Source organism: Streptomyces sp. NPDC005722 (assembly GCF_040630935.1).
Lineage (GTDB): Bacteria > Actinomycetota > Actinomycetes > Streptomycetales > Streptomycetaceae > Actinacidiphila.
In genome coordinates, this window is the sequence record NZ_JBEXYN010000001.1 from 93,203 (window position 1) to 111,463 (window position 18,261).

The following is an 18,261-nucleotide window of genomic DNA, read 5'->3' on the forward strand; positions in this document are numbered from 1 at the left end:
CGGCCGGGGGCAATCGAATTTCCCGCCCCCGGCCGGGACCCGCCCGGAGGGCTCGGCTCAGCCGCCGGCCGGTGCGATGCCGACCGGGCAGGCCACGCCCGTGCCCTCGATGCCGCAGTAGCCGCCGGGGTTCTTGTCCAGGTACTGCTGGTGGTAGGCCTCGGCCGGGTGGAAGGGGCCCGCGGGGACGACCGCCGTGGTGATGGTGCCGTGCCCCCTGGCGCGCAGGGCGGCCTGGTAGGCGTCGCGGGAGGCGAGGGCGGTGGCGAGCTGCCCCGGGGAGTGGGTGTACACCGCGGAGCGGTACTGGGTGCCGACGTCGTTGCCCTGGCGGTGGCCCTGGGTGGGGTCGTGGGCCTCCCAGAACACCTTCAGCAGTTCCGCGTACGTGATCAGCGCCGGGTCGAAGACGACGCGCACCACCTCGGCGTGGCCGGTGAGGCCGCTGCAGACCTCCTCGTACGTCGGGTTCTCCGTGTACCCGCCCGCGTAGCCGACGAGCGTCGTCCACACACCGGGCGTCCGCCAGAAGACGCGCTCGGCGCCCCAGAAGCAGCCCAGCGCGAAGTCGGCGACCTCCAGGTCGGCGGGGTAGGGGCCGGTGAGGGGACGGCCGAGCACGGTGTGCCCGACGGGCACCGTGTACAGGGGCGCGGGCCGGCCCGGTATCGCCTCCTCCGGAGTGGGCAGGCGCGGCGTCAACGGGCGCGCCCGCGCACGGAGTTCCACTCCAGCCCCGCGAGCGCCTGCGCCCGGTGGGCGGCGTACGACGCGGCCGGGTCGGCGTCGTACGCCCAGGGGACCGCGCCCGCGTAGCCGTCCACGGCGCGGAACTGCTCGACCGCCTCCGGGAAGCGCTCCGCGCGCAGCAGGAAGGCCGCCAGCAGGTGCCGCACCACGGGCAGCACCGGGTCGGAGGGGGAGGCGTGCTCGGTGGCGTAGAGGGCGCCGCCGATGGCCCGCGAGACGACCTCGCTCTCGTAGAAGCCGCGCACGAGGATGACCTCCGGCAGGTGCGCGAAGACCTCGAAGAGCGGCAGCGCCGGCAGCAGGCTGCCCTCGGGCGCGGAGGAGGCGGCCCGCTCGGCGAAGTCGCGCGCGGCGTCCTCCGGGAGGCGGGCGAGGGCGGCCAGGTGGGCGCCCATGTGGTGCGGGGCGCGGGAGACGACCTTCTCCCAGGCGGCGGCGAAGTCCGCGTCGGCCGCGAGCGCCACGACGTACGGCACGGGGTCGCCCGGCGCGAGCAGCGCGGCCTCGTCGGCGACCGTACGGGCCTCCTCCAGGATCATCGGCACGTCCGGGGAGCCGGCCGGCTCCCGCCGGGCCCGCTGCACCAGGAACGCCGCGTGGACGGCAGCCCCGCCCGCGTCCTTGGCGTCCTCGACCCGCCAGGTGCGCAGCCATGCCGCGCCCGTGCCGGGGGACTGCGCCAGCTCGACCGCCGCGGCCCCCGCCAGCGTCTGCACCCGCTGCCAGCGCAGCTCGCCCTCGGCCGGGGTGCCCTTGAGCAGGGCGGCGACCGCGCGCCAGTCCTGGGTGCGCTGGGTCGCGGTCAGCGCCTGCGTCAGCTCGTCGTCCGGACCAGGCAGCCGGATGTCGATGTCCTCCCGGGGCACGAAGCCGTACCGGACGGGATCGACCGCGGCGACGGCCCGCACACCGCGGTTGCGCAGCATGCGGGGCACCAGCACGATCGCGGAGATCAGCAGTACGCCGTACAGCACCCACAGGAATTCCATGATGACCAAGCCTACGCGGGCCCGGGCGGCACGTCCCGGGCCGCGGCTCGCACTACGCTCGGCGGTATGAGCGAGCAGCAGCACCAGAACTTCGAGACCCTCGCGATCCACGCGGGTCAGCCGGCCGACGCCGCGACCGGGGCCGTGGTCACGCCGATCTACCAGGTCTCCACGTACAAGCAGGACGGGGTGGGCGGCCTGCGCGGCGGCTACGAGTACAGCCGCTCCGCCAACCCCACCCGCACCGCGCTGGAGGAGAACCTCGCGGCGCTCGAGGGCGGCCGCCGCGGCCTGGCGTTCGCGTCCGGCCTGGCCGCCGAGGACTGCCTGCTGCGCACGGTCCTCAAGCCCGGCGACCACGTCGTCATCCCCAACGACGCGTACGGCGGCACCTTCCGGCTCTTCGCGAAGGTCGTCGAGCGCTGGGGCGTGCAGTGGTCGGTCGCCGACACCTCCGACCCGGCGGCGGTCCGTGCCGCGCTGCGGCCCGAGACGAAGCTGATCTGGGTCGAGACCCCCAGCAACCCCCTGCTCGGGATCACCGACATCGCCGCCCTCGCGGACGTCGCGCGCGGCGCGGACGCCCGGCTCGTCGTCGACAACACCTTCGCCAGCCCCTACCTGCAGCAGCCGCTGGCGCTCGGCGCCGACGTCGTGGTGCACTCCACCACCAAGTACATGGGCGGCCACTCCGACGTGGTCGGCGGCGCTCTGGTCGCGGCCGACGCAGGACTCGGCGAGGAACTCGCCTACCACCAGAACGCGATGGGCGCGGTCGCCGGCCCCTTCGACGCGTGGCTGGTGATGCGCGGCATCAAGACGCTCGCGGTCCGCATGGACCGGCACAGCGAGAACGCCGCCCGCGTCGCGGAGTTGCTCTCGCTGCACCCCAAGGTGACCCAGGTCTACTACCCGGGGCTGCCGGAGCACGCCGGGCACGACGTCGCGGCCAAGCAGATGAAGCGGTTCGGCGGCATGGTCTCCTTCCGCGTCGCGGGCGGCGAGGAGGCGGCGGTCGAGGTCTGCAACCGGGCGCGGCTGTTCACGCTGGGCGAGTCCCTCGGCGGCGTCGAGTCCCTCATCGAGCACCCGGGCCGCATGACGCACGCCTCCGTCGTGGGGTCCGCACTGGAGGTGCCGGCGGATCTGGTGCGGCTGTCCGTGGGCATCGAGTCCGTCGACGACCTCCTCGAGGACCTTCGGCAGGCCCTCAGCGCGTAGCGCTGCGCTGTGCCGCACCGGTGTCGCGGGGGGTGCCCCCGCGGCCCCGTTGTTGTGTGCGGGTTGTTTGTGGCTGGGGTTGAGGCTTTTTCCCCACCCTCCCGCCCGATTGCCCGGCGCGATTGGTGCGGGCCTGCGCACGTCGTTGTGGGGTCGGCGCCGCGCCGGCGCACTCCCCCAACCTTCGGCCGGGGGGACCCCCAGAACGCTCGCGGTTTGGCCCTACGTCATTCGGCACGGCGTCCGCCGCTCGTCTCCCCCAGCCTTCGGCCGGGGGGACCCCCATGGGCGCACCCCGCCACACCCCCTCCCGTCGTATGGGCGCACAACGGCCGGTGGGGGGTCAGTGAGGCAACCGGGGTGACCCCGGACCGCTCTGTGCCCCCCTCACGGCCCCGCAGCGTCCAGGATCGTTCGGTGCCGGGTTCGCTGCTCAGCCTTCGGCCAGGGGAGCACCCCCGACACACCTCCTCTCGAGGTACGAGCGCACAACGGCCCGGTAAAGCGTCGGTCCGGGTTGCCGCCCACGTCCGCCGCCACCGAGCCCTGTCCCGCCCTTGGGTGGCACCCCTCGTGTGGGCGCAGGGTGTCCCGTTGGGGGTGCGTGGGACAGTGCGGTGCCCCCGGACTGCCTTCTGACCACCCACCGGCCGTTGGTCGCCGTCGATTCGGAGGGGGTGGGGTCGTAGGGGTGGGCGTTCTGGACGCTGACGTGTATTTGATGTGCGGCAGAGACGGCACCGACGAGTGCTGCCCGTCATGCACATAAATATGCGGTACAGAATGCCCACCCCGGAGGCCCCGCCCCCGGCCCACCCATGCACAGTGCGCAGGCCCGCACCAATCGCGCCGGGCAATCGGGCGGGAGGGTGGGGGAGAAACCCCAACCCCAGCCGCAAACGACCCGCACACAAGCGACGGGCCGAAACGGGCACCGCAAACGACCAGGTGGCCCGGCGCAGCCGTCACCACTGGCCCGGCGTCGTCTCCAGCGGATCCCCCGCCGGCCACCACAACACCGCGAGGACGACCGCGACGACGACCCCCACGACGAGCAGCGTCCACAGCACGGCGTGCACCACGCGGCGCCGGGCCAGGACGCGGCGGCCGCGCTCGGCGGCGCGCGGGGCGAGTTCCAGGGGGACCGCGGGGTGCGGCCCGTCGAGCAGCCGGCGGACCTCGTCCTCCTTGCGGTCGTACGGGCTCACGACGCGGCCCCCCTGGCCCCCGCCTGCGCCCCCGCCTGCGCCTGCGCCTGCTGCTCCCGGCGGCCTCTGTCGCCCCCCACGGGCCGGCTGCGCAGCGCCGCCGTGGCCCGCAGGGTGACCGCCCGTACCCGTTCCGAGGGCATGCCGAGCTGCGCGGCCGCCTGTTCCTCGGCGATGCCCTCGTACAGCCGCAGCACGATCACCAGTCGCTCCCGCACGCCGAGCGTGCCGAGCACACCGCCGCGGGGGCGCCGCCAGCGGGGCCGGTGGGCGAAGCGGCGGACGAGTTCGGCGCGGGTGAAGGCGTACGGGTCCTCCCCCCGCATCCGGAACCAGTCCGCGTAGGTGCGCGACAAGGCGGCGCACAGCAGCTCGGTCCCCTCCGCCCGGTCCCCCGTGAGCAGGACGGCGACGTGCAGCAGCCGCCCTGCCGCGCCCGCCGCGAAGGCCTCGAACTCGGCCTCGCGCAGGCGCTCCGCTGCCTCCCGGCGCTCTCCCACAGCGACATGGGACGGCAGACGGCGACCTCAGGTCAAGAGTTCTGCTCGTCTCCCTGTGTGACGGACGAGTGGTACTGCGCCAGCGCGGAGTTGAACCGGCCCAGGAGGTCGGTGAAGGACTCGCGCTCCTCGGGCGTCCAGTCCTCGGTCACGACCTCCATGAGCCGCTGCCGCGAGCTGCGGACCTCCTCCAGGCGTGAACGCCCGCGCGGGGAGAGCGCGAGCACGACCGCCCGCCCGTCCTCGGGGTGGGAGGTGCGCTTGACCAGTCCGCTGTCGACGAGCGGGGCGACCTGCCGCGTGACGGTGGAGGAGTCGATGCCCATGCCCTCCGCGAGCGCCTTGACGCCCATCGGGCCCTCGTTGTCCAGGCGGTGGAGCAGCAGGTACGCGGCCCGGTCCATGGAGTTGCGGGCCTTGCCGACGCCACCGAGGCGCGTCTGTTCCGCGCGGCGGGCGAAGAGCGCCACCTCGTGCTGCAGGCGCTCCAGGAGGTCGGTCGTGATCTCCGAGGGGGGAATGGGCATGGCCGGAAGCTCGCGTTCTGTCGGTCCTGCGAAGGTTGGGAGAAGAGTACGCGGAGAGCGTCACCCCGGGACCCCGCCGCGGAAAACTGCTCCGTCCGTCCGGGCGGCCGCCCCTGCTGCAAGACTGGGGACCATGGAAAGCCCCGCACGTCAGGCCCGTCGTACGATCCGCGCGACGGTGGCCGCGCGGCCGTGTCCGGTCACCATCGACGATGTGCGCGGCGCGCACAAGATGCTGTCCGGTGTGGCCCGCGTGACACCGATGGAAGGAAGCCGTCACCTGTCCCGTCTGGTGGCCGCCCCGGTGCACCTGAAGTGCGAGAACCTGCAGCGCACGGGCTCGTTCAAGGTGCGCGGCGCCTATGTGCGGATCGCGGGGCTGCGGCAGGAGGAGCGCGCGGCGGGCGTGGTGGCGGCGAGCGCCGGCAACCACGCGCAGGGCGTGGCGCTGGCCGCGTCGCTGCTCGGGGTGCGGTCCACCGTCTTCATGCCGTCCGGCGCCCCGCTGCCGAAGGTCGCGGCGACCCGTGAGTACGGGGCGGAGGTGCGGTTGCACGGGCAGGTCTTCGACGAGACGCTGCGCGCCGCCCAGGAGTACGCGGAGGCGACGGGCGCGGTCTTCATCCACCCCTTCGACCACCCGGACATCGTGGCCGGGCAGGGCTCGGTGGGGCTGGAGATCCTGGACCAGTGCCCGGAGGTGCGCACGATCGTCGTGGGGATGGGCGGGGGCGGGCTCGCGGCCGGCGTCGCGGTGGCGGTGAAGTCGATGCGTCCGGAGGTGCGGATCGTCGGGGTGCAGGCGGCGGGCGCGGCCGCGTACCCGCCGTCGCTGGCGGCGGGGCGGCCGGTGGCGCTGGACTCGGTGGCCACCATGGCCGACGGGATCAAGGTGGGCTGCCCGGGGGAGGTGCCGTTCGCCATCGTCCGCGACCTGGTGGACGAGGTGCGCACGGTCACCGAGGACGAGCTGTCCAGCGCGCTGCTGCTGTGCCTGGAGCGGGCGAAACTGGTGGTGGAGCCGGCCGGGGCGAGCCCGGTGGCGGCCCTGCTGTCGCGGCCGGACTCCTTCGACGGGCCGGTGGTCGCGGTGCTGTCCGGCGGCAACGTCGACCCGCTCCTGATGGAGCGCACCCTGCGGCACGGCATGGCGGCCGCCGGGCGCTACATGTCGTTCCGGCTGCGGCTGACGGACCGGCCGGGGGCGCTGGCGGCGCTGCTGGAGATCCTTTCCGGGAGTGACGCAAACGTGCTGGACATCGCGCACGTGCGCACGGATCCTCGGTTGGGGCTGAGCGAGGCCGAGGTCGAGCTGCACCTGGAGACCCGCGGCCCCGAGCACCGGGCCGCCGTGGCGGAGGCGCTGCGGACGGCGGGGTACGTGCTGCTCTGAGGCCGTTCGGTCCGGATTGTCAGTGGCGTGCGGCATGGTGGAGTCGGGTGTCGTGGACGCGGGACGGCGTGTGCGGGCGGAGCGAGAGTAATCCGCTTGACGCGATATATCGCGTCTGGGATGCTCGCGACACATCGTGGTGCGCTGCCGCACGGCCGCGCGCCCACAACAGTCCCCATGCACCCCAGCCCCGAATCGGAGACATCGCATGCCAGGCGCCATCCATGCCGAAGGTCTGGTGAAGACCTTCGGTGACGTACGGGCACTGGACGGAGTGGACCTCGACGTCCCTGAAGGGACCGTCCTGGGCCTCCTCGGCCCCAACGGGGCCGGGAAGACGACCGCCGTGCGCGTCCTGACCACCCTGCTGCAGCCGGACAGCGGCAAGGCGGTCGTGGCCGGCATAGACGTGCTGAAGCACCCCAACGAGGTGCGCCGGCAGATCGGTCTGTCCGGCCAGTTCGCCGCGGTCGACGAGTACCTCACCGGCCGCGAGAACCTGCAGATGGTCGGCCAGCTCTACCAGATGAGCGCCCGGGACGCGAAGGCCCGCGCGACGGAGCTGCTCGAGCGCTTCAACCTCGCCGAGGCAGCCGACCGCACGGCCAAGACCTACTCCGGCGGCATGCGGCGCCGGCTGGACCTGGCGGCCGCGCTGGTCGTCAGGCCGCCGGTGATGTTCATGGACGAGCCGACCACCGGCCTCGACCCCCGCAACCGCCTCGCGCTGTGGGAGGTCATCCAGGACCTGGTCGCCGGCGGCACCACGCTGCTGCTCACCACGCAGTACCTGGAGGAGGCCGACCACCTCGCCCACGACATCTGCGTGATCGACCACGGCAAGGTCATCGCCCGCGGCACCTCCGACGAGCTCAAGGCCCGGACGGGCGGCGAGCGCGTCGAGGTCGTCGTCCACGACCGCGAGCACCTGGCGACCGCCACCGAGCTGCTGAACGGCTTCGGCAAGGGCGAGACGACCGTGGACGGCCACACCCGGCGGATCACCGTCCCGGTCTCGGGCGGCGCCAAGCTGCTTGCCGAGGTCATCCGCGAGCTCGACACCCGTGGCATCGAGATCGACGACATCGGTCTGCGCCGGCCCACGCTCGACGACGTGTTCATGTCCCTCACCGGCCACGCCGCCGAGGAGAAGGAAGAGGAGTCCCAGTGACCACGGTGACCGACGCGGTCCCCACCAGCGCGCCGCGCACCTCCAACCCGATCGTGCAGTCCGTCCGCGACTCGCTGGTCGTCGCCCGGCGGAACCTGATCCGCATGCTGCGCATCCCCGAGGTCGTGATCTTCGGCCTCGTGCAGCCGATCATGTTCGTGGTGCTGTTCAGCTACGTCTTCGGCGGCTCCATGAACGTCGGCGGCTCGACCAGCCCCGCGCTCTACCGTGAGTTCCTGATGGCGGGCATCTTCGCCCAGACCGTGACCTTCGCCACCGCCGGCGCCGGCGCGGGCATCGCGGACGACATGCACAAGGGCCTCATCGACCGCTTCCGCTCGCTGCCCATGGCCCGCGGCGCGGTGCTCACCGGCCGCACCCTGGCGGACCTGGTGCAGACGGCCCTCACCGTCGTGGTCCTCGCGATCGTCGCCGTGCTCGTCGGCTGGCGCGTCCACGAGGGCCTGCCCAAGGCACTGGCCGCGTTCGGCCTGCTGCTCCTGCTGGGCTACGCGTTCTCCTGGATCGGCGCCCTGATCGGCCTGTCCGTCCGTACCCCGGAGGCGGCCACCTCCGGCGGCCTGATCTGGCTGTTCCCGCTGACGTTCATCTCGAACGCCTTTGTGGACTCCAACCAGATGACCCCCTGGCTGCGGCACATCGCCGAGTGGAACCCGTTCAGCTCCACCGTGCTGGCCTGCAGGGAGCTGTTCGGCAACCTCCCGCCCAACTACCAGACGCCGGACGTCTGGCCGATGCAGCACCCGGCGCTGGCCTCGGTGCTGTGGTCGATCGTCATCATCCTGGTCTTCCGCACCCTCGCGGTGCGCAAGTACCGTTCGGCGACCGCCTGAGCGTGGCCCGCGGGCGCACGCCCGCGGCACGCGACGAGCCCCCGGCCTTCCCGGCCGGGGGCTCGTCCGCGTTCCGGTACGGCCTCAGCCGCTGTGCGGCTTGGCGTCGAGGATCTTCACCGAGGCCTTCTTGCCGTTCGGGAGCTCGTACGTCGCGTCCTCGCCGATCTTCTTGCCGTTCACGCCCGAGCCCAGGGGCGACTGCGGGGAGTAGGTCTCCAGCTCGGAGGAGACGTACTCACGCGAGCCGAGCAGGAACGTCAGGGTGTCGTCCGGGTCGCCGTCGAAGGCGATCGTGACGACCATGCCGGGCGCGACCACACCGTTGTCCGCCGGGGCCTCGCCCACCTTGGCGTGCTGCAGGAGCTGCGTCAGCTGGCGGATCCGGAGCTCCAGCTTGCCCTGGTCCTCCCGTGCCGCGTGGTAGCCGGCGTTCTCCTTGAGATCGCCCTCCTGGCGGGCTTCCTCGATCTTGGCGACGATCTCGGCGCGTGCGGGACCCGACAGGTGCTCCAGCTCGGCCTTGAGCTGGTCGTACGCCTCCTGGGTCAGCCAGGTGACGTTCTCGCTGGTCTGGGTCACAGGTGCTCCTCGTCGTACTCGAACTCGCTTGCTTACAAATGAACGCCCTACCCAAAAAGATGCGTCTTCGCGGGAGGGCGAAACCACGAGCGTAACAATTCCCCCCGACAATCGGCGAGAGGAATGCCATCAAGAAGCCATCGGCCCAGCTCACGGGGCGAATGGCCGGGCAGGTCGGATCAGGCGGCGCCTTGGCAGCCGACCAGTTCCGCGGAAGTCCCGCGACTCGTGGTGCGAATGGTGACGACGGTGTCGATGCGACTGGTGTGCTGATTGAGGCGAACGTCCTTGCGGCCCACCTCGCCGTGGTCCTCGGCGAGCGAGCGCAGGGTGCACACCGCGGTGACGCCGGTGTCCTTGCGCACCTCGATGTGGACCTGGACCGCCTGGTCGGAGACGACCTGGAACTTGATCACCTCGGCGCTGACCTCGGTGCCGGTGAGCTTGTCCCAGCCGATCCAGCCGACGAACAGCAGCAGGACGACGCCGAGCACCGAGCCGACCAGCCGCAGCCTGCGGTCCGCGCGCGCGTCGGCGCCGGCACCCCGCCCGTACCGTCCCTCGGGCAGCCCGTCGCGCTCCGCGCTCATCATCCAGTCCTCCCGGGGCCCGGGGAATCCCGCCTTGGAATCAAACAGCCCCTCGCTTCGGTCACTATAGAAGCCGCTACTTACGACCCATGACTGAGGATCCGACCTTGACCGAGCAGCTGCGACTGATGGCCGTGCACGCACACCCCGACGACGAGTCCAGCAAGGGCGCGGCCACCATGGCCCGGTACGTCTCCGAGGGCGTCGACGTCCTGGTCGCCACCTGCACCGGTGGCGAGCGCGGTTCCGTGCTCAACCCCAAACTGCAGGGCGACACCTACATCGAGGAGCACATCCACGAGGTCCGCGCCAAGGAGATGGACGAGGCGCGCGAGATCCTCGGCGTCCGGCAGTCCTGGCTCGGCTACGTCGACTCCGGGCTTCCCGAGGGCGACCCGCTGCCCCCGCTGCCCGAGGGCTGCTTCGCCCTCCAGGACGTCGACGAGGCCGCGGGCACCCTGGTGAAGCTCATCCGCGAGTTCCGTCCGCACGTGATCACCACGTACGACGAGAACGGCGGCTACCCGCACCCCGACCACATCATGACCCACAAGATCTCGATGGTCGCCTTCGACGCCGCCGGCGACCCGGAGCGCTACCCCGAGGCCGGCGAGCCGTGGACGCCGCTGAAGCTCTACTACAACCAGGGCTTCAACCGGCAGCGCACCGTCGCCCTGCACGAGGCGCTGCTCGCCCGCGGGCTGGAGTCCCCGTACGGCGAGTGGCTGGAGCGCTGGCAGACCGCCGACCGGCCGGAGCGCAACATCACCACGAACGTGCCGTGCGCGGACTTCTTCGAGATCCGGGACAAGGCGCTGCTCGCGCACGCCACCCAGATCGACCCCGACGGCGCCTGGTTCCACGTCCCGATGGAGCTCCAGAAGGAGGTCTGGCCCACCGAGGACTACGAGCTCGCGCAGTCCCGGGTGGACACCTCCCTCCCCGAGGACGACCTCTTCGCGGGCATCCGGGAGAATTGAGCGCGTGAACGCGACTCTCGGCACGGCCGCAGCCCAGCTCGTCCCCCTCGCCGTCAAGGACCTGGACCAGAACAAGGTGACGCCGGGCCTGCTCGGCTTCGTCATCTTCGCCCTCATCGGCCTGTCCCTGTGGTGGCTGATGAAGAACATGAACAAGCAGTTCAAGAAGATCGACTTCGAGGAGCAGCCGACGGAGCCGGCCAAGGCCGCCTCCGTCGCCGGCCCCGAGGGACCGGGCCGCACAGGCTGAGGCACGCCGGACCCCCTCCCGCAGGGGAGGGGGGACCGCGGCCGTGCTCACTGTGGCGCGGCGACCGTGACCCGCGTGAAGAGCAGCGGGACACCCTCGTCGTCGGAGCGCGTGTACGAGGTCCGCACCGCGACCACCCGCACGTCGTGGTCGTGCACGGCGACGTGCCCGCCGACGGGCGGTACGGGGAGCGTGCCGCTGGAGACGATCACGGCGAGGGCGTCGTCGACGCCGGCCGGCGCCTCCCACGCAAAGGTGATCGTGTGCCGTACCGGGCTCTCGTGGTAGATGCTGGCCTCGCGCGGCAGCGCCTGCTCCCGGTCGCGGATGGGCTGGAGCGCAGCGGGCAGCCGGTCCATGGTTCGTCCTCTCGCGGTCGGTCCCCGTCGCGATTGTCGCCCGCGGGACGCCGTGGCGCGGGTGACACGCTGGACCGGGGCCTCAGCCCTCCACCGCCCGGTCCACCGGCACGGCCATCACCATGCGGGCACCCCGCGAGGGCACCATGCCCAGCCGCCACGCCTCCCACGGTGTGCCCGGCTCCACTCCGCGCTCCAGCAGCAGGGCGTAGGCCTCCGCGTACTCCTGCAGATCCAGGTCGCGGCCCTCGTACGTGTCGTCGCGCAGCCGGGCGAGCCGTTCACGGGCCTCGGCGGCGCCCTCGCGGGAGAGCAGCGGCAGCAGGGTGCACTGCAGGAAGCGCGCCCACGCCAGGCCGCGCCGGTCGTCCATGCCGGCGAAGAGCCGCTCCGCCTCCCGCACCAGTTCCAGCGCCGCCGGGACCCGGCCGTTGCCGGCGTCGATGACGGCGAGCTCCACACAGGACCAGCCCTCGCCGTGCGGCACGCCGACGCGGTGGAAGTCGGCGCGGGCGTCCTGCAGGAGCTGGCGGGCGAAGCCGCTGTTGCGCAGGTTGCCGGTGAGCGCCGCCCGCTGGTCGCGGGTGACCCGGGCCGAGTGGTGGCGGGCGCAGGCCAGTCCGTAGACGTCGCGCATCCGGCTGAACATGGTGCGGGAGCGCTCCAGGGCCCGCAGGGCCGCGTCCAGCTCGCCGCCCTCCTCCAGCGCCTGGCCGAGGTAGTACAGCGACCAGGCCTCGCCCCGGGCGTCCTCGTTGGCGCGGTGGCGGGTCAGGGCGTCGCGCAGCAGGTGCTGGGCGGCGCCGGCGTCCCCGCGCAGCAGCCGGGCCCGGCCGAGCTGGGTGCCGGTCCAGGCCTCGCCGCGGGGGTCGCGGGTCGCCGTGTAGCACTCGCCCGCGGTACGCAGCTCGCTCTCGCCGCGCTCGGCGTCGCCGAGCCGCAGCAGCAGCTGGCCCAGCTGCAGGTGCGCCCAGGCCTCGCCGTGCACGCTCTCGCTCTCCCGGTGCAGGGCCAGCGACTCGGTCAGCAGCCCGTGCGCCTCCGCCAGCCGGCCTGCGTCGCGCAGCACCGCGGCCAGCGCGTGCTGCGTCCAGGCCCGGTCGGCCCGCAGCTCGTCGCCGGACTGCAGCTCCAGGGCCTCCCGCAGCTTGGCCTCCGCCTCCCGCAGGCCGCCCTGCTGGTGCAGCGTGATGCCGAGGCTGCACAGGGCCCGGGCGGCGCCCGCCGGGTGCTGCGCCTCGAAGTACAGGTCGACCACCGAGGACAGCGTGGAGCGGGCCTTGTCCAGCTCGCCCAGCTGCCGTGCGGCGATGCCGGTGCGCCACTGCACCGAGCGGACCAGCACCGACTGGTCGGCCTCGCGCTGGTGCGCCTGGGCCAGCTCGCTGATCTCGCCCAGCCGGTACAGGTCGCCGCGGAGCAGGCAGTAGTCGCACAGCGCGCCGAGCAGGTGCTGCACGACCCGCTGGTCGACGCCCTCGGAGTGCCGCAGCGCCGCGGTGATGAAGCTCGACTCCTCGTCCAGCCAGCGCAGCGCCTGGTCCAGCGAGGGGAAGCCCTGCGGCCCGAAGCGGTCGGCGCGGGTCGAGGTCCGGCCGTCGACGAGCCGGATGACCGCGTCCGCCAGCTCGGCGTAGCTGCGGATCAGCCGCTCCTGGGCGGCCGTCCGCTCGGCCGGGTCCTCCTCGTCCAGCAGGCGGGCGTGCGCGAAGCGCCGTACGAGGTCGTGCAGCCGGTAGCGGCTGCCGCGCACGTGCTCGATGAGCCCGGCCGAGGCCAGCTCGCCCAGCCGCCGGGCGGCCTCCTGCTCCTCCGCACCCAGCAGGGCCGCGGCGGCCGCCGCGCCGAGGCTGGTCCGCCCGGCGAGCGCCAGCCGGCGCAGCAGCCGGCGGGCCGGTTCCGGCTGGTCGTGGTAGCGCAGTGCCAGCGCCCGGTCGACGGGGCCCACCGGCCCGTACGCCGCCAGATCGGCCGCCAGCCGCTCCGCGCCCCGGTCCGGCAGCGAACTGCCCGCGATGCGCAGCGCGAGCGGCAGCCCGCCGCACAGCCGCCGTACGGCGTCGGCGGCGGCGCCGTCCGCCGCCGTGCGGGCCGTGGGCGCGAGCCCGGCCAGCAGCTCCCGCGACGCCTCCGTCCCGAGCGGGTCGACCGGCAGCGCGTACACCCGGGCCGCCGGCACGTCGAGGGCGAGCGGTTCCGCCGAGGTCACCAGTACGAGGCTGTCGGAGCGCTCCGGGACCAGGGCGCGGACCTGCTCGGGCCCGGCGGCGTCGTCCAGGACGATGACGACGGGCACGTCGGTGAGGTGCTTCTGGTACTGGTCGGCCAGGCGCCGCAGATGCTGCTCCTGCGAGGTGCGCTCGCGGAACAGGAGCTGTTCGCGGGGTGCGCCGAGCCGGTTGAGCAGGTGCAGCAGCGCGTCCCGTACGGGCAGCGGGCGCTCCCCGGGCGCGGCGCCGCGCAGGTCGACGACGCAGGCGCCGCGGAACTGGTCCTTGAGCTGCTGCGCGGCGCGCACCGCGAGCGTGGTGCGGCCCGAACCCGCCTGCCCGTGCAGGACGACCACGACGGGCTCCGAGGCGGGGGAGACCCGCGCCTGGTGCACCCACTGGGCGATCTGCCGCAGCGGGTCCCGGCGCCCCGCGAACGGCCCGTCGGTGGCGGGCAGCTGGGCGAAGGACTGCTCCAGGACGCTGCGTCCGCGCGCGGCGGCGCTGCGGTCGGTGCGGCGCTGGGCCGGCACCTTGGCGGGGGAGGTCGCCGCGCGCCGGCGTTCCAGGAACGGCCGTACACCGCGCTGCTCCACGGCCTCCAGCCAGGCCCGGCGCAGGTCCTGCGGCCGGGTGCCGCCGCCACCGGTCGTCAGCGCGGCCGTCACCGCCGCCCCGGCGAGCGCCACCACGCCGCCCACGCCCAGCGCGGTGGACGTCGGCGTGCCCCAGCCGAGGTCCGCCACGCAGGCCGCGACGGCGGCGACCGCGGTCACCAGCGCCGGGGTGACCAGCGAGGACCGGCGTCCGGCGCGTTCCGCGGCCAGCGCGGCGATGTACGCGGCGTACTCGGCGGACGCCTCGGCCGCGATCTCGTCGACCGCGGCCCGTGCCTGCCGCAGCGCCTCCGCGTCCTCGCCGGAGCGGTCCCGCCCGCGCCCGGCGACGGCCTGTTCCAGCAGCCGTACCACCTCGGCCCGGTCGGACGTGCTCAGTTGCGTGCCCCGTCGCGGCGTCTGCTTCGTCACCACTGGCCCCCTCGGTAGCCGCCCGCCCCCAAGTGTCCTGCCGAACGCGCCACATCGCGACACCGCGTACGCGGGCGGGGGCGCCCGTCCGTGCCGGGGAGGTGCTGGGGAGGTGCCGGGGACGTGCCCGGCACGGGGCTTCCTCCGCGGTCGTGGTTCGGGCCTCTTTGCGGCTCATGTCCCCTGGCGCAAAGGTGACTTGTCCTCTGACCGACAGGTGGAAGTGCTGACCACCGCCGGTGGCGGGGCCACGCTGTCGCGTCATGACACAGATGAACTACGGACGACGGCCGGGGGCCGGAAGCCCTCGGACGCGGTATGCGGCGGCGGCCGCCCTGGCGGCCGTGCTGGCGGGACTGACCGCCGCACCGGGTGCCGCCCAGGGCACCGAGCGGTCCGGCTCGGCCGTGCGGGGCGAGGCGGCGGCGTCCAGCGCGACGACCCGGCACCACGTCACCCTGATCACCGGTGACCGCGTCACGCTGGAGACGGCCCCCTCGGGCGGGCAGAGCGTCTCCGTCCAACCGGCCCCGGGCCGCGAGCACATCACCTTCGTCAAGCGCCAGAACGGCGACGACTGGTCGGTCGTACCCGTCGACGCGCTGCCCCTGCTCACGGCGGGACGTCTCGACGAGGCGCTGTTCGACGTCTCGGCCCTGGCCCGGGGGAAGTACGCCGAGCGGCCCGGACTGCCGCTCATCGTCGAGTACGCGGGCGACGCCGGCACCGCCGGGCGCCGGCTCTCCGCGGCCGGCGCCGACGGGGTCCGCACCATCGCCGGGACCTCCTTCGCGACCCTTCGTCAGGACCGCGGGGACGCCGCGGAGTTCTGGAAGGGCATCGCCCCCGCCGAAGCGGGCGTCGCGTCCCTCGGCGCGGGCATCCGCCGGGTCTGGCTCGACGGCCGCTCCGAGGTCCGGCTCGACCGGACGGTGCCGCACATCGGCGCGCCGCAGGCCTGGGCGAAGGGTTACCGGGGCGACGGGGTCAAGGTGGCGGTGCTCGACACCGGCTACGACCCGCACCACCCGGACCTCAAGGGCATCGTCGAGGAGTCCGCCAACTTCACCGCCGAGGCGGACACCGACGACCTGAACGGCCACGGCACCCACGTCACCTCGACCGTCGCCGGTTCCGGCGCGGCTTCCGGGGGCAGCTTCAAGGGGGTCGCGCCCGGTGCGCGGATCCTGTCGGGCAAGGTCTGCGACGCGGGCGGCCAGTGCGACGACTCCGACGTCATCGAGGGCATGGCCTGGGCCGCCGAGCGCGGCGCCAAGGTGATCAGCCTCAGCCTGGGCGACACCGACACCCCGGAGACCGACGCCCTGGAGGCGATGGTCGAGAGCGTCACCCGCGACCACGGCGTCCTGGTCGTGGCGGCGGCCGGCAACAGCGGGCCCGGCAAGGTCGGTTCGCCCGCCTCCGCCGACCGTGCGCTGGCCGTCGGCGCCACCGACCTCGACGACGGACTCGCCCACTTCAGTTCGGTCGGCCCGCGGGTGGGCGACCACGGCCTCAAGCCCGACCTCGTCGCCCCCGGTGTCGGCGTCGTCGCCGCACGCGCGGGCGGTACGACCGCCGAGGACGGCTACACCGCTTTGGACGGCACCTCGATGGCGACGCCGCACGTCGCCGGTGCCGCCGCCATCCTCTTCCAGCAGCACCCCGACTGGACGCCCGACCAGGTCAAGCGGCAGCTGATGCAGTCGACGGCGGCCGGAAAGGAACGCGGCGCCTACTTCCAGGGCGCGGGCCGGGTCGACGTCGCCCGCGCGGTCGGCCAGCAGGTCACCGCCGGGACCACCGCAGTGGACTTCGGGCAGATCCGCTGGTCCGACGGCCCGCGGCCGCCGGTGGAGAAGACGATCACCTACCGCAACCCGGGAGACGCGCCGGTCACCCTCGGCCTGGCGCTCCACGTCTCCCGCGGCGCGGGCGAGCCCGCGCCGCAGGGCCTGTTCCGGCTCGGCGCCGACCAGGTCACCGTGCCCGCCCACGGCACCGCGGACGTCACCGTCACGGCGGCCCCGGAGGCCGCCACCACCTACGCGGCCTACAGCGGCGTGGTCGTCGCGGCCACCGCCGACCGGGCCGTCTCGGTGCGCGTGCCGGTCGGCATGGACGTCGAGCAGCCCTCGGACAGCCTCCGCCTCACCGTGAAGGACCGCTCCGGCAAGGCCCCCGCCCACGCCTACCTGCTGGTCACCGCCGACGACGGCGAGGTCCGCGAGGTGGAACTGCACGGCAGGACCGGCACCGAGCTGAGGGTGCCGCGCGACGGCAGGACCTACTCCGTGCAGGGCTTCCTCTTCGACGCGGAGTACACCGAGGCCACCGTGGTGGGCGCGCCGAAGGTCGTCATGGGCGCCGACCGGGACGTCGCCGTCGACGCCCGGAAGGCGAAGCCCGTCACGGTGTCGGCCCCGAGCCGTTCGGCCCGCATCAGGACGGCCGAGATCGGCACCGTGGGCGCGGACGGTCACCTGTTCTCGATCTCGGTGAACGACGCGATCGGCGGCGACCGCATCCGGAACGTGTACGCCATCCCGACGGCGCCGTCCAAGGGCGCGAAGTTCACCTACCTGGTCAACACCGTCTGGGTCGATCCCGCGGGCGCCGACGGGAACCCCTCCTCGGTCTACTACCTCACCCGGCCGGTGCGCGGGCAGATCCCGGCCGACCCCGGCTACCGTCCCCGCACGTCGGAGCTGGCCACGGTGAAGAGCACCCTGGCCGCCACCGCGCCGGACACCACCGCGTACCGCAGCGTGTGGATGGCCTTCGACAGCCTCCGCTGGGTCCACGGGATGAACGGGCTCCCGCTCCCGGCCCGGCGCGTCGACTACTTCTCGCCCTCCCCGGACCTGCGCTGGCAGAGCGTCTTCGAGCAGAACTTCTTCACCGACCCGGACGCCCACGGGCAGAGCTTCCTCAGCCGCCTGCACGGCTACCGGGCCGGAACCGTCGAGGAGCGCTGGAACCAGGGCGTCCAGGCCACGGGTTTCACGCCCGACGAGATGATCACCTCCCGGATGGGCGACGCCATGACCTTCGCGATCCAGGACGCCGCCAACGGGAACCTCGACCGGGTGGCCGGAACCTCGACCAGCAGCCGGCCCCGGTGGGAGCTGCGGCGCAACGGTGAAGTCGTCTCGACGACCCGGGGTTACGCCACGGTGCCGGCCGACGTCACCCCCGCCGACTACGTCGCCACGTTCGAGCAGGAGCGCGACCTCGTCCCCAGCACCATCTCCACGCGCCTGAAGTCCGAGTGGCGGTTCCGGTCGCAGACCGCGGCGACCCGCCAGGCGCTGCCGCTGATGGCCGTGCTCATGTCGCCGGAACTGGACGAGTGGAACCGGGCCCGGGCCGGACGCCGCTTCGACATCCCGGCCCTGGTCCAGCGACCGGGCGGCGCGCCCGAGTCCCCTGTCCGCACCTTCACCGTCGACGTCTCCTACGACGAGGGCAGGACCTGGCACCCCGCGAAGGTCAAGGGCTCCGGGACCGAGCGCACCGTGACCGTGGAGCACCCGCGCCGCTCCTCGGCCGGATCGGTCAGCTTCCGCACCTACGTCAAGGACGCGGCGGGCAACTCCTTCCGGCAGACCGTGATCAAGGCCTACCTGCTCAAGTAGCCGGAGCCCGT

The 18,261-nt window shown here is 73.5% G+C and carries 16 protein-coding genes; 7 read left to right on the top strand and 9 right to left on the bottom strand.

The features are described from left to right. Positions 1-57: 57 nt before the first annotated feature. Together msrA and ABZ479_RS00440 are read right to left on the bottom strand one after the other, a co-directional pair. Positions 58-702 (bottom strand): peptide-methionine (S)-S-oxide reductase MsrA, encoded by a 645-nt coding sequence (gene msrA, locus ABZ479_RS00435; protein WP_499610112.1) that lies wholly within the window; start codon positions 700-702, stop codon positions 58-60. Beyond that, a complete protein-coding gene (locus ABZ479_RS00440; protein ID WP_500459112.1) occupies positions 699-1,739 on the bottom strand; it encodes a hypothetical protein in 1,041 nt (346 codons plus the stop codon). The genes msrA and ABZ479_RS00440 overlap by 4 nt, the downstream gene beginning before the upstream one ends. 66 nt (positions 1,740-1,805) lie before the next feature. Here ABZ479_RS00440 and ABZ479_RS00445 point away from each other — a divergent pair, with 66 nt between their 5' ends. Beyond that, positions 1,806-2,960, top strand: coding sequence for a cystathionine gamma-synthase (locus ABZ479_RS00445; RefSeq protein WP_500459113.1), 1,155 nt, complete (start codon positions 1,806-1,808; stop codon positions 2,958-2,960). A 965-nt stretch (positions 2,961-3,925) separates the two neighbouring features. Here ABZ479_RS00445 and ABZ479_RS00450 read toward each other — a convergent pair. Genes ABZ479_RS00450 through ABZ479_RS00460 form a run of 3 tightly spaced genes read right to left on the bottom strand, consistent with a single transcriptional unit; the run spans position 3,926 to position 5,195 of the window. Further along, positions 3,926-4,168, bottom strand: coding sequence for a hypothetical protein (locus tag ABZ479_RS00450; protein ID WP_500459114.1), 243 nt, complete (start codon positions 4,166-4,168; stop codon positions 3,926-3,928). Then, on the bottom strand, positions 4,165-4,668 hold the full coding sequence (locus ABZ479_RS00455) for a sigma factor-like helix-turn-helix DNA-binding protein (protein ID WP_500459115.1): 504 nt from the start codon (positions 4,666-4,668) through the stop codon (positions 4,165-4,167). Before ABZ479_RS00455 ends, ABZ479_RS00450 begins: the two co-directional genes overlap by 4 nt. A 32-nt stretch (positions 4,669-4,700) precedes the next feature. Further along, complete coding sequence (locus tag ABZ479_RS00460) at positions 4,701-5,195, bottom strand: MarR family winged helix-turn-helix transcriptional regulator (protein ID WP_089224297.1); 495 nt, start codon at positions 5,193-5,195, stop codon at positions 4,701-4,703. Positions 5,196-5,427: 232 nt separating this feature from the next. Here ABZ479_RS00460 and ilvA point away from each other — a divergent pair, with 232 nt between their 5' ends. The 3 genes from ilvA (at position 5,428) to ABZ479_RS00475 (ending at position 8,613) form a co-directional block, all read left to right on the top strand. Continuing rightward, positions 5,428-6,588 (top strand): threonine ammonia-lyase, encoded by a 1,161-nt coding sequence (ilvA, locus tag ABZ479_RS00465; RefSeq protein ID WP_500459384.1) that lies wholly within the window; start codon positions 5,428-5,430, stop codon positions 6,586-6,588. Between the two features lie 208 nt (positions 6,589-6,796). Beyond that, on the top strand, positions 6,797-7,759 hold the full coding sequence (locus ABZ479_RS00470) for an ATP-binding cassette domain-containing protein (RefSeq protein ID WP_499610124.1): 963 nt from the start codon (positions 6,797-6,799) through the stop codon (positions 7,757-7,759). Beyond that, positions 7,756-8,613: an ABC transporter permease gene (locus ABZ479_RS00475; RefSeq protein WP_500459116.1), complete on the top strand. Its 858-nt coding sequence runs from the start codon at positions 7,756-7,758 to the stop codon at positions 8,611-8,613. The genes ABZ479_RS00470 and ABZ479_RS00475 overlap by 4 nt, the downstream gene beginning before the upstream one ends. Before the next feature lie 84 nt (positions 8,614-8,697). On the opposite strand, the gene greA is transcribed toward ABZ479_RS00475, so the two are convergent. After that, positions 8,698-9,195 carry a transcription elongation factor GreA gene (gene greA / locus ABZ479_RS00480; RefSeq protein WP_500459117.1) on the bottom strand — a complete coding sequence of 166 codons (498 nt, stop codon included), beginning with the start codon at positions 9,193-9,195 and terminating at the stop codon, positions 8,698-8,700. Between the two features lie 179 nt (positions 9,196-9,374). Continuing rightward, entirely contained in the window at positions 9,375-9,785 is a 411-nt protein-coding gene (locus ABZ479_RS00485; protein WP_499610251.1) for a DUF4307 domain-containing protein, read from the bottom strand. 107 nt (positions 9,786-9,892) lie between these two features. Between ABZ479_RS00485 and mca the strand changes: the two genes are divergently transcribed. Beyond that, positions 9,893-10,765, top strand: a complete 873-nt coding sequence (mca, locus tag ABZ479_RS00490) for a mycothiol conjugate amidase Mca (protein WP_500459118.1) — start codon at positions 9,893-9,895, stop codon at positions 10,763-10,765. 4 nt (positions 10,766-10,769) lie between these two features. Further along, positions 10,770-11,015: a hypothetical protein gene (locus tag ABZ479_RS00495; protein ID WP_500459119.1), complete on the top strand. Its 246-nt coding sequence runs from the start codon at positions 10,770-10,772 to the stop codon at positions 11,013-11,015. 47 nt (positions 11,016-11,062) lie between these two features. Here the strand turns inward: ABZ479_RS00495 and ABZ479_RS00500 are convergent, their stop codons facing one another. Both ABZ479_RS00500 and ABZ479_RS00505 read right to left on the bottom strand, forming a co-directional pair. Continuing rightward, positions 11,063-11,374: a hypothetical protein gene (locus ABZ479_RS00500; RefSeq protein ID WP_500459120.1), complete on the bottom strand. Its 312-nt coding sequence runs from the start codon at positions 11,372-11,374 to the stop codon at positions 11,063-11,065. Positions 11,375-11,456: 82 nt separating this feature from the next. Beyond that, positions 11,457-14,615 (bottom strand): tetratricopeptide repeat protein, encoded by a 3,159-nt coding sequence (locus ABZ479_RS00505; protein ID WP_500459121.1) that lies wholly within the window; start codon positions 14,613-14,615, stop codon positions 11,457-11,459. A 260-nt stretch (positions 14,616-14,875) separates the two neighbouring features. Here ABZ479_RS00505 and ABZ479_RS00510 point away from each other — a divergent pair, with 260 nt between their 5' ends. Beyond that, positions 14,876-18,250, top strand: a complete 3,375-nt coding sequence (locus ABZ479_RS00510) for a S8 family serine peptidase (RefSeq protein WP_500459122.1) — start codon at positions 14,876-14,878, stop codon at positions 18,248-18,250. Positions 18,251-18,261 lie beyond the last annotated feature (11 nt).

What these genes read in the sequence shown, in the direction of transcription:
- ABZ479_RS00440 (WP_500459112.1), bottom strand. Translation starts at nt 1,739, where the DNA reads ATGGAATTCCTGTGGGTGCTGTACGGCGTACTGCTGATCTCCGCGATC.
- ABZ479_RS00470 (WP_499610124.1), top strand. Translation starts at nt 6,797, where the DNA reads ATGCCAGGCGCCATCCATGCCGAAGGTCTGGTGAAGACCTTCGGTGAC.
- ABZ479_RS00485 (WP_499610251.1), bottom strand. Translation starts at nt 9,785, where the DNA reads ATGAGCGCGGAGCGCGACGGGCTGCCCGAGGGACGGTACGGGCGGGGT.
- ilvA (WP_500459384.1), top strand. Translation starts at nt 5,428, where the DNA reads ATGCTGTCCGGTGTGGCCCGCGTGACACCGATGGAAGGAAGCCGTCAC.
- ABZ479_RS00445 (WP_500459113.1), top strand. Translation starts at nt 1,806, where the DNA reads ATGAGCGAGCAGCAGCACCAGAACTTCGAGACCCTCGCGATCCACGCG.
- ABZ479_RS00510 (WP_500459122.1), top strand. Translation starts at nt 14,876, where the DNA reads ATGACACAGATGAACTACGGACGACGGCCGGGGGCCGGAAGCCCTCGG.
- ABZ479_RS00500 (WP_500459120.1), bottom strand. Translation starts at nt 11,374, where the DNA reads ATGGACCGGCTGCCCGCTGCGCTCCAGCCCATCCGCGACCGGGAGCAG.
- ABZ479_RS00460 (WP_089224297.1), bottom strand. Translation starts at nt 5,195, where the DNA reads ATGCCCATTCCCCCCTCGGAGATCACGACCGACCTCCTGGAGCGCCTG.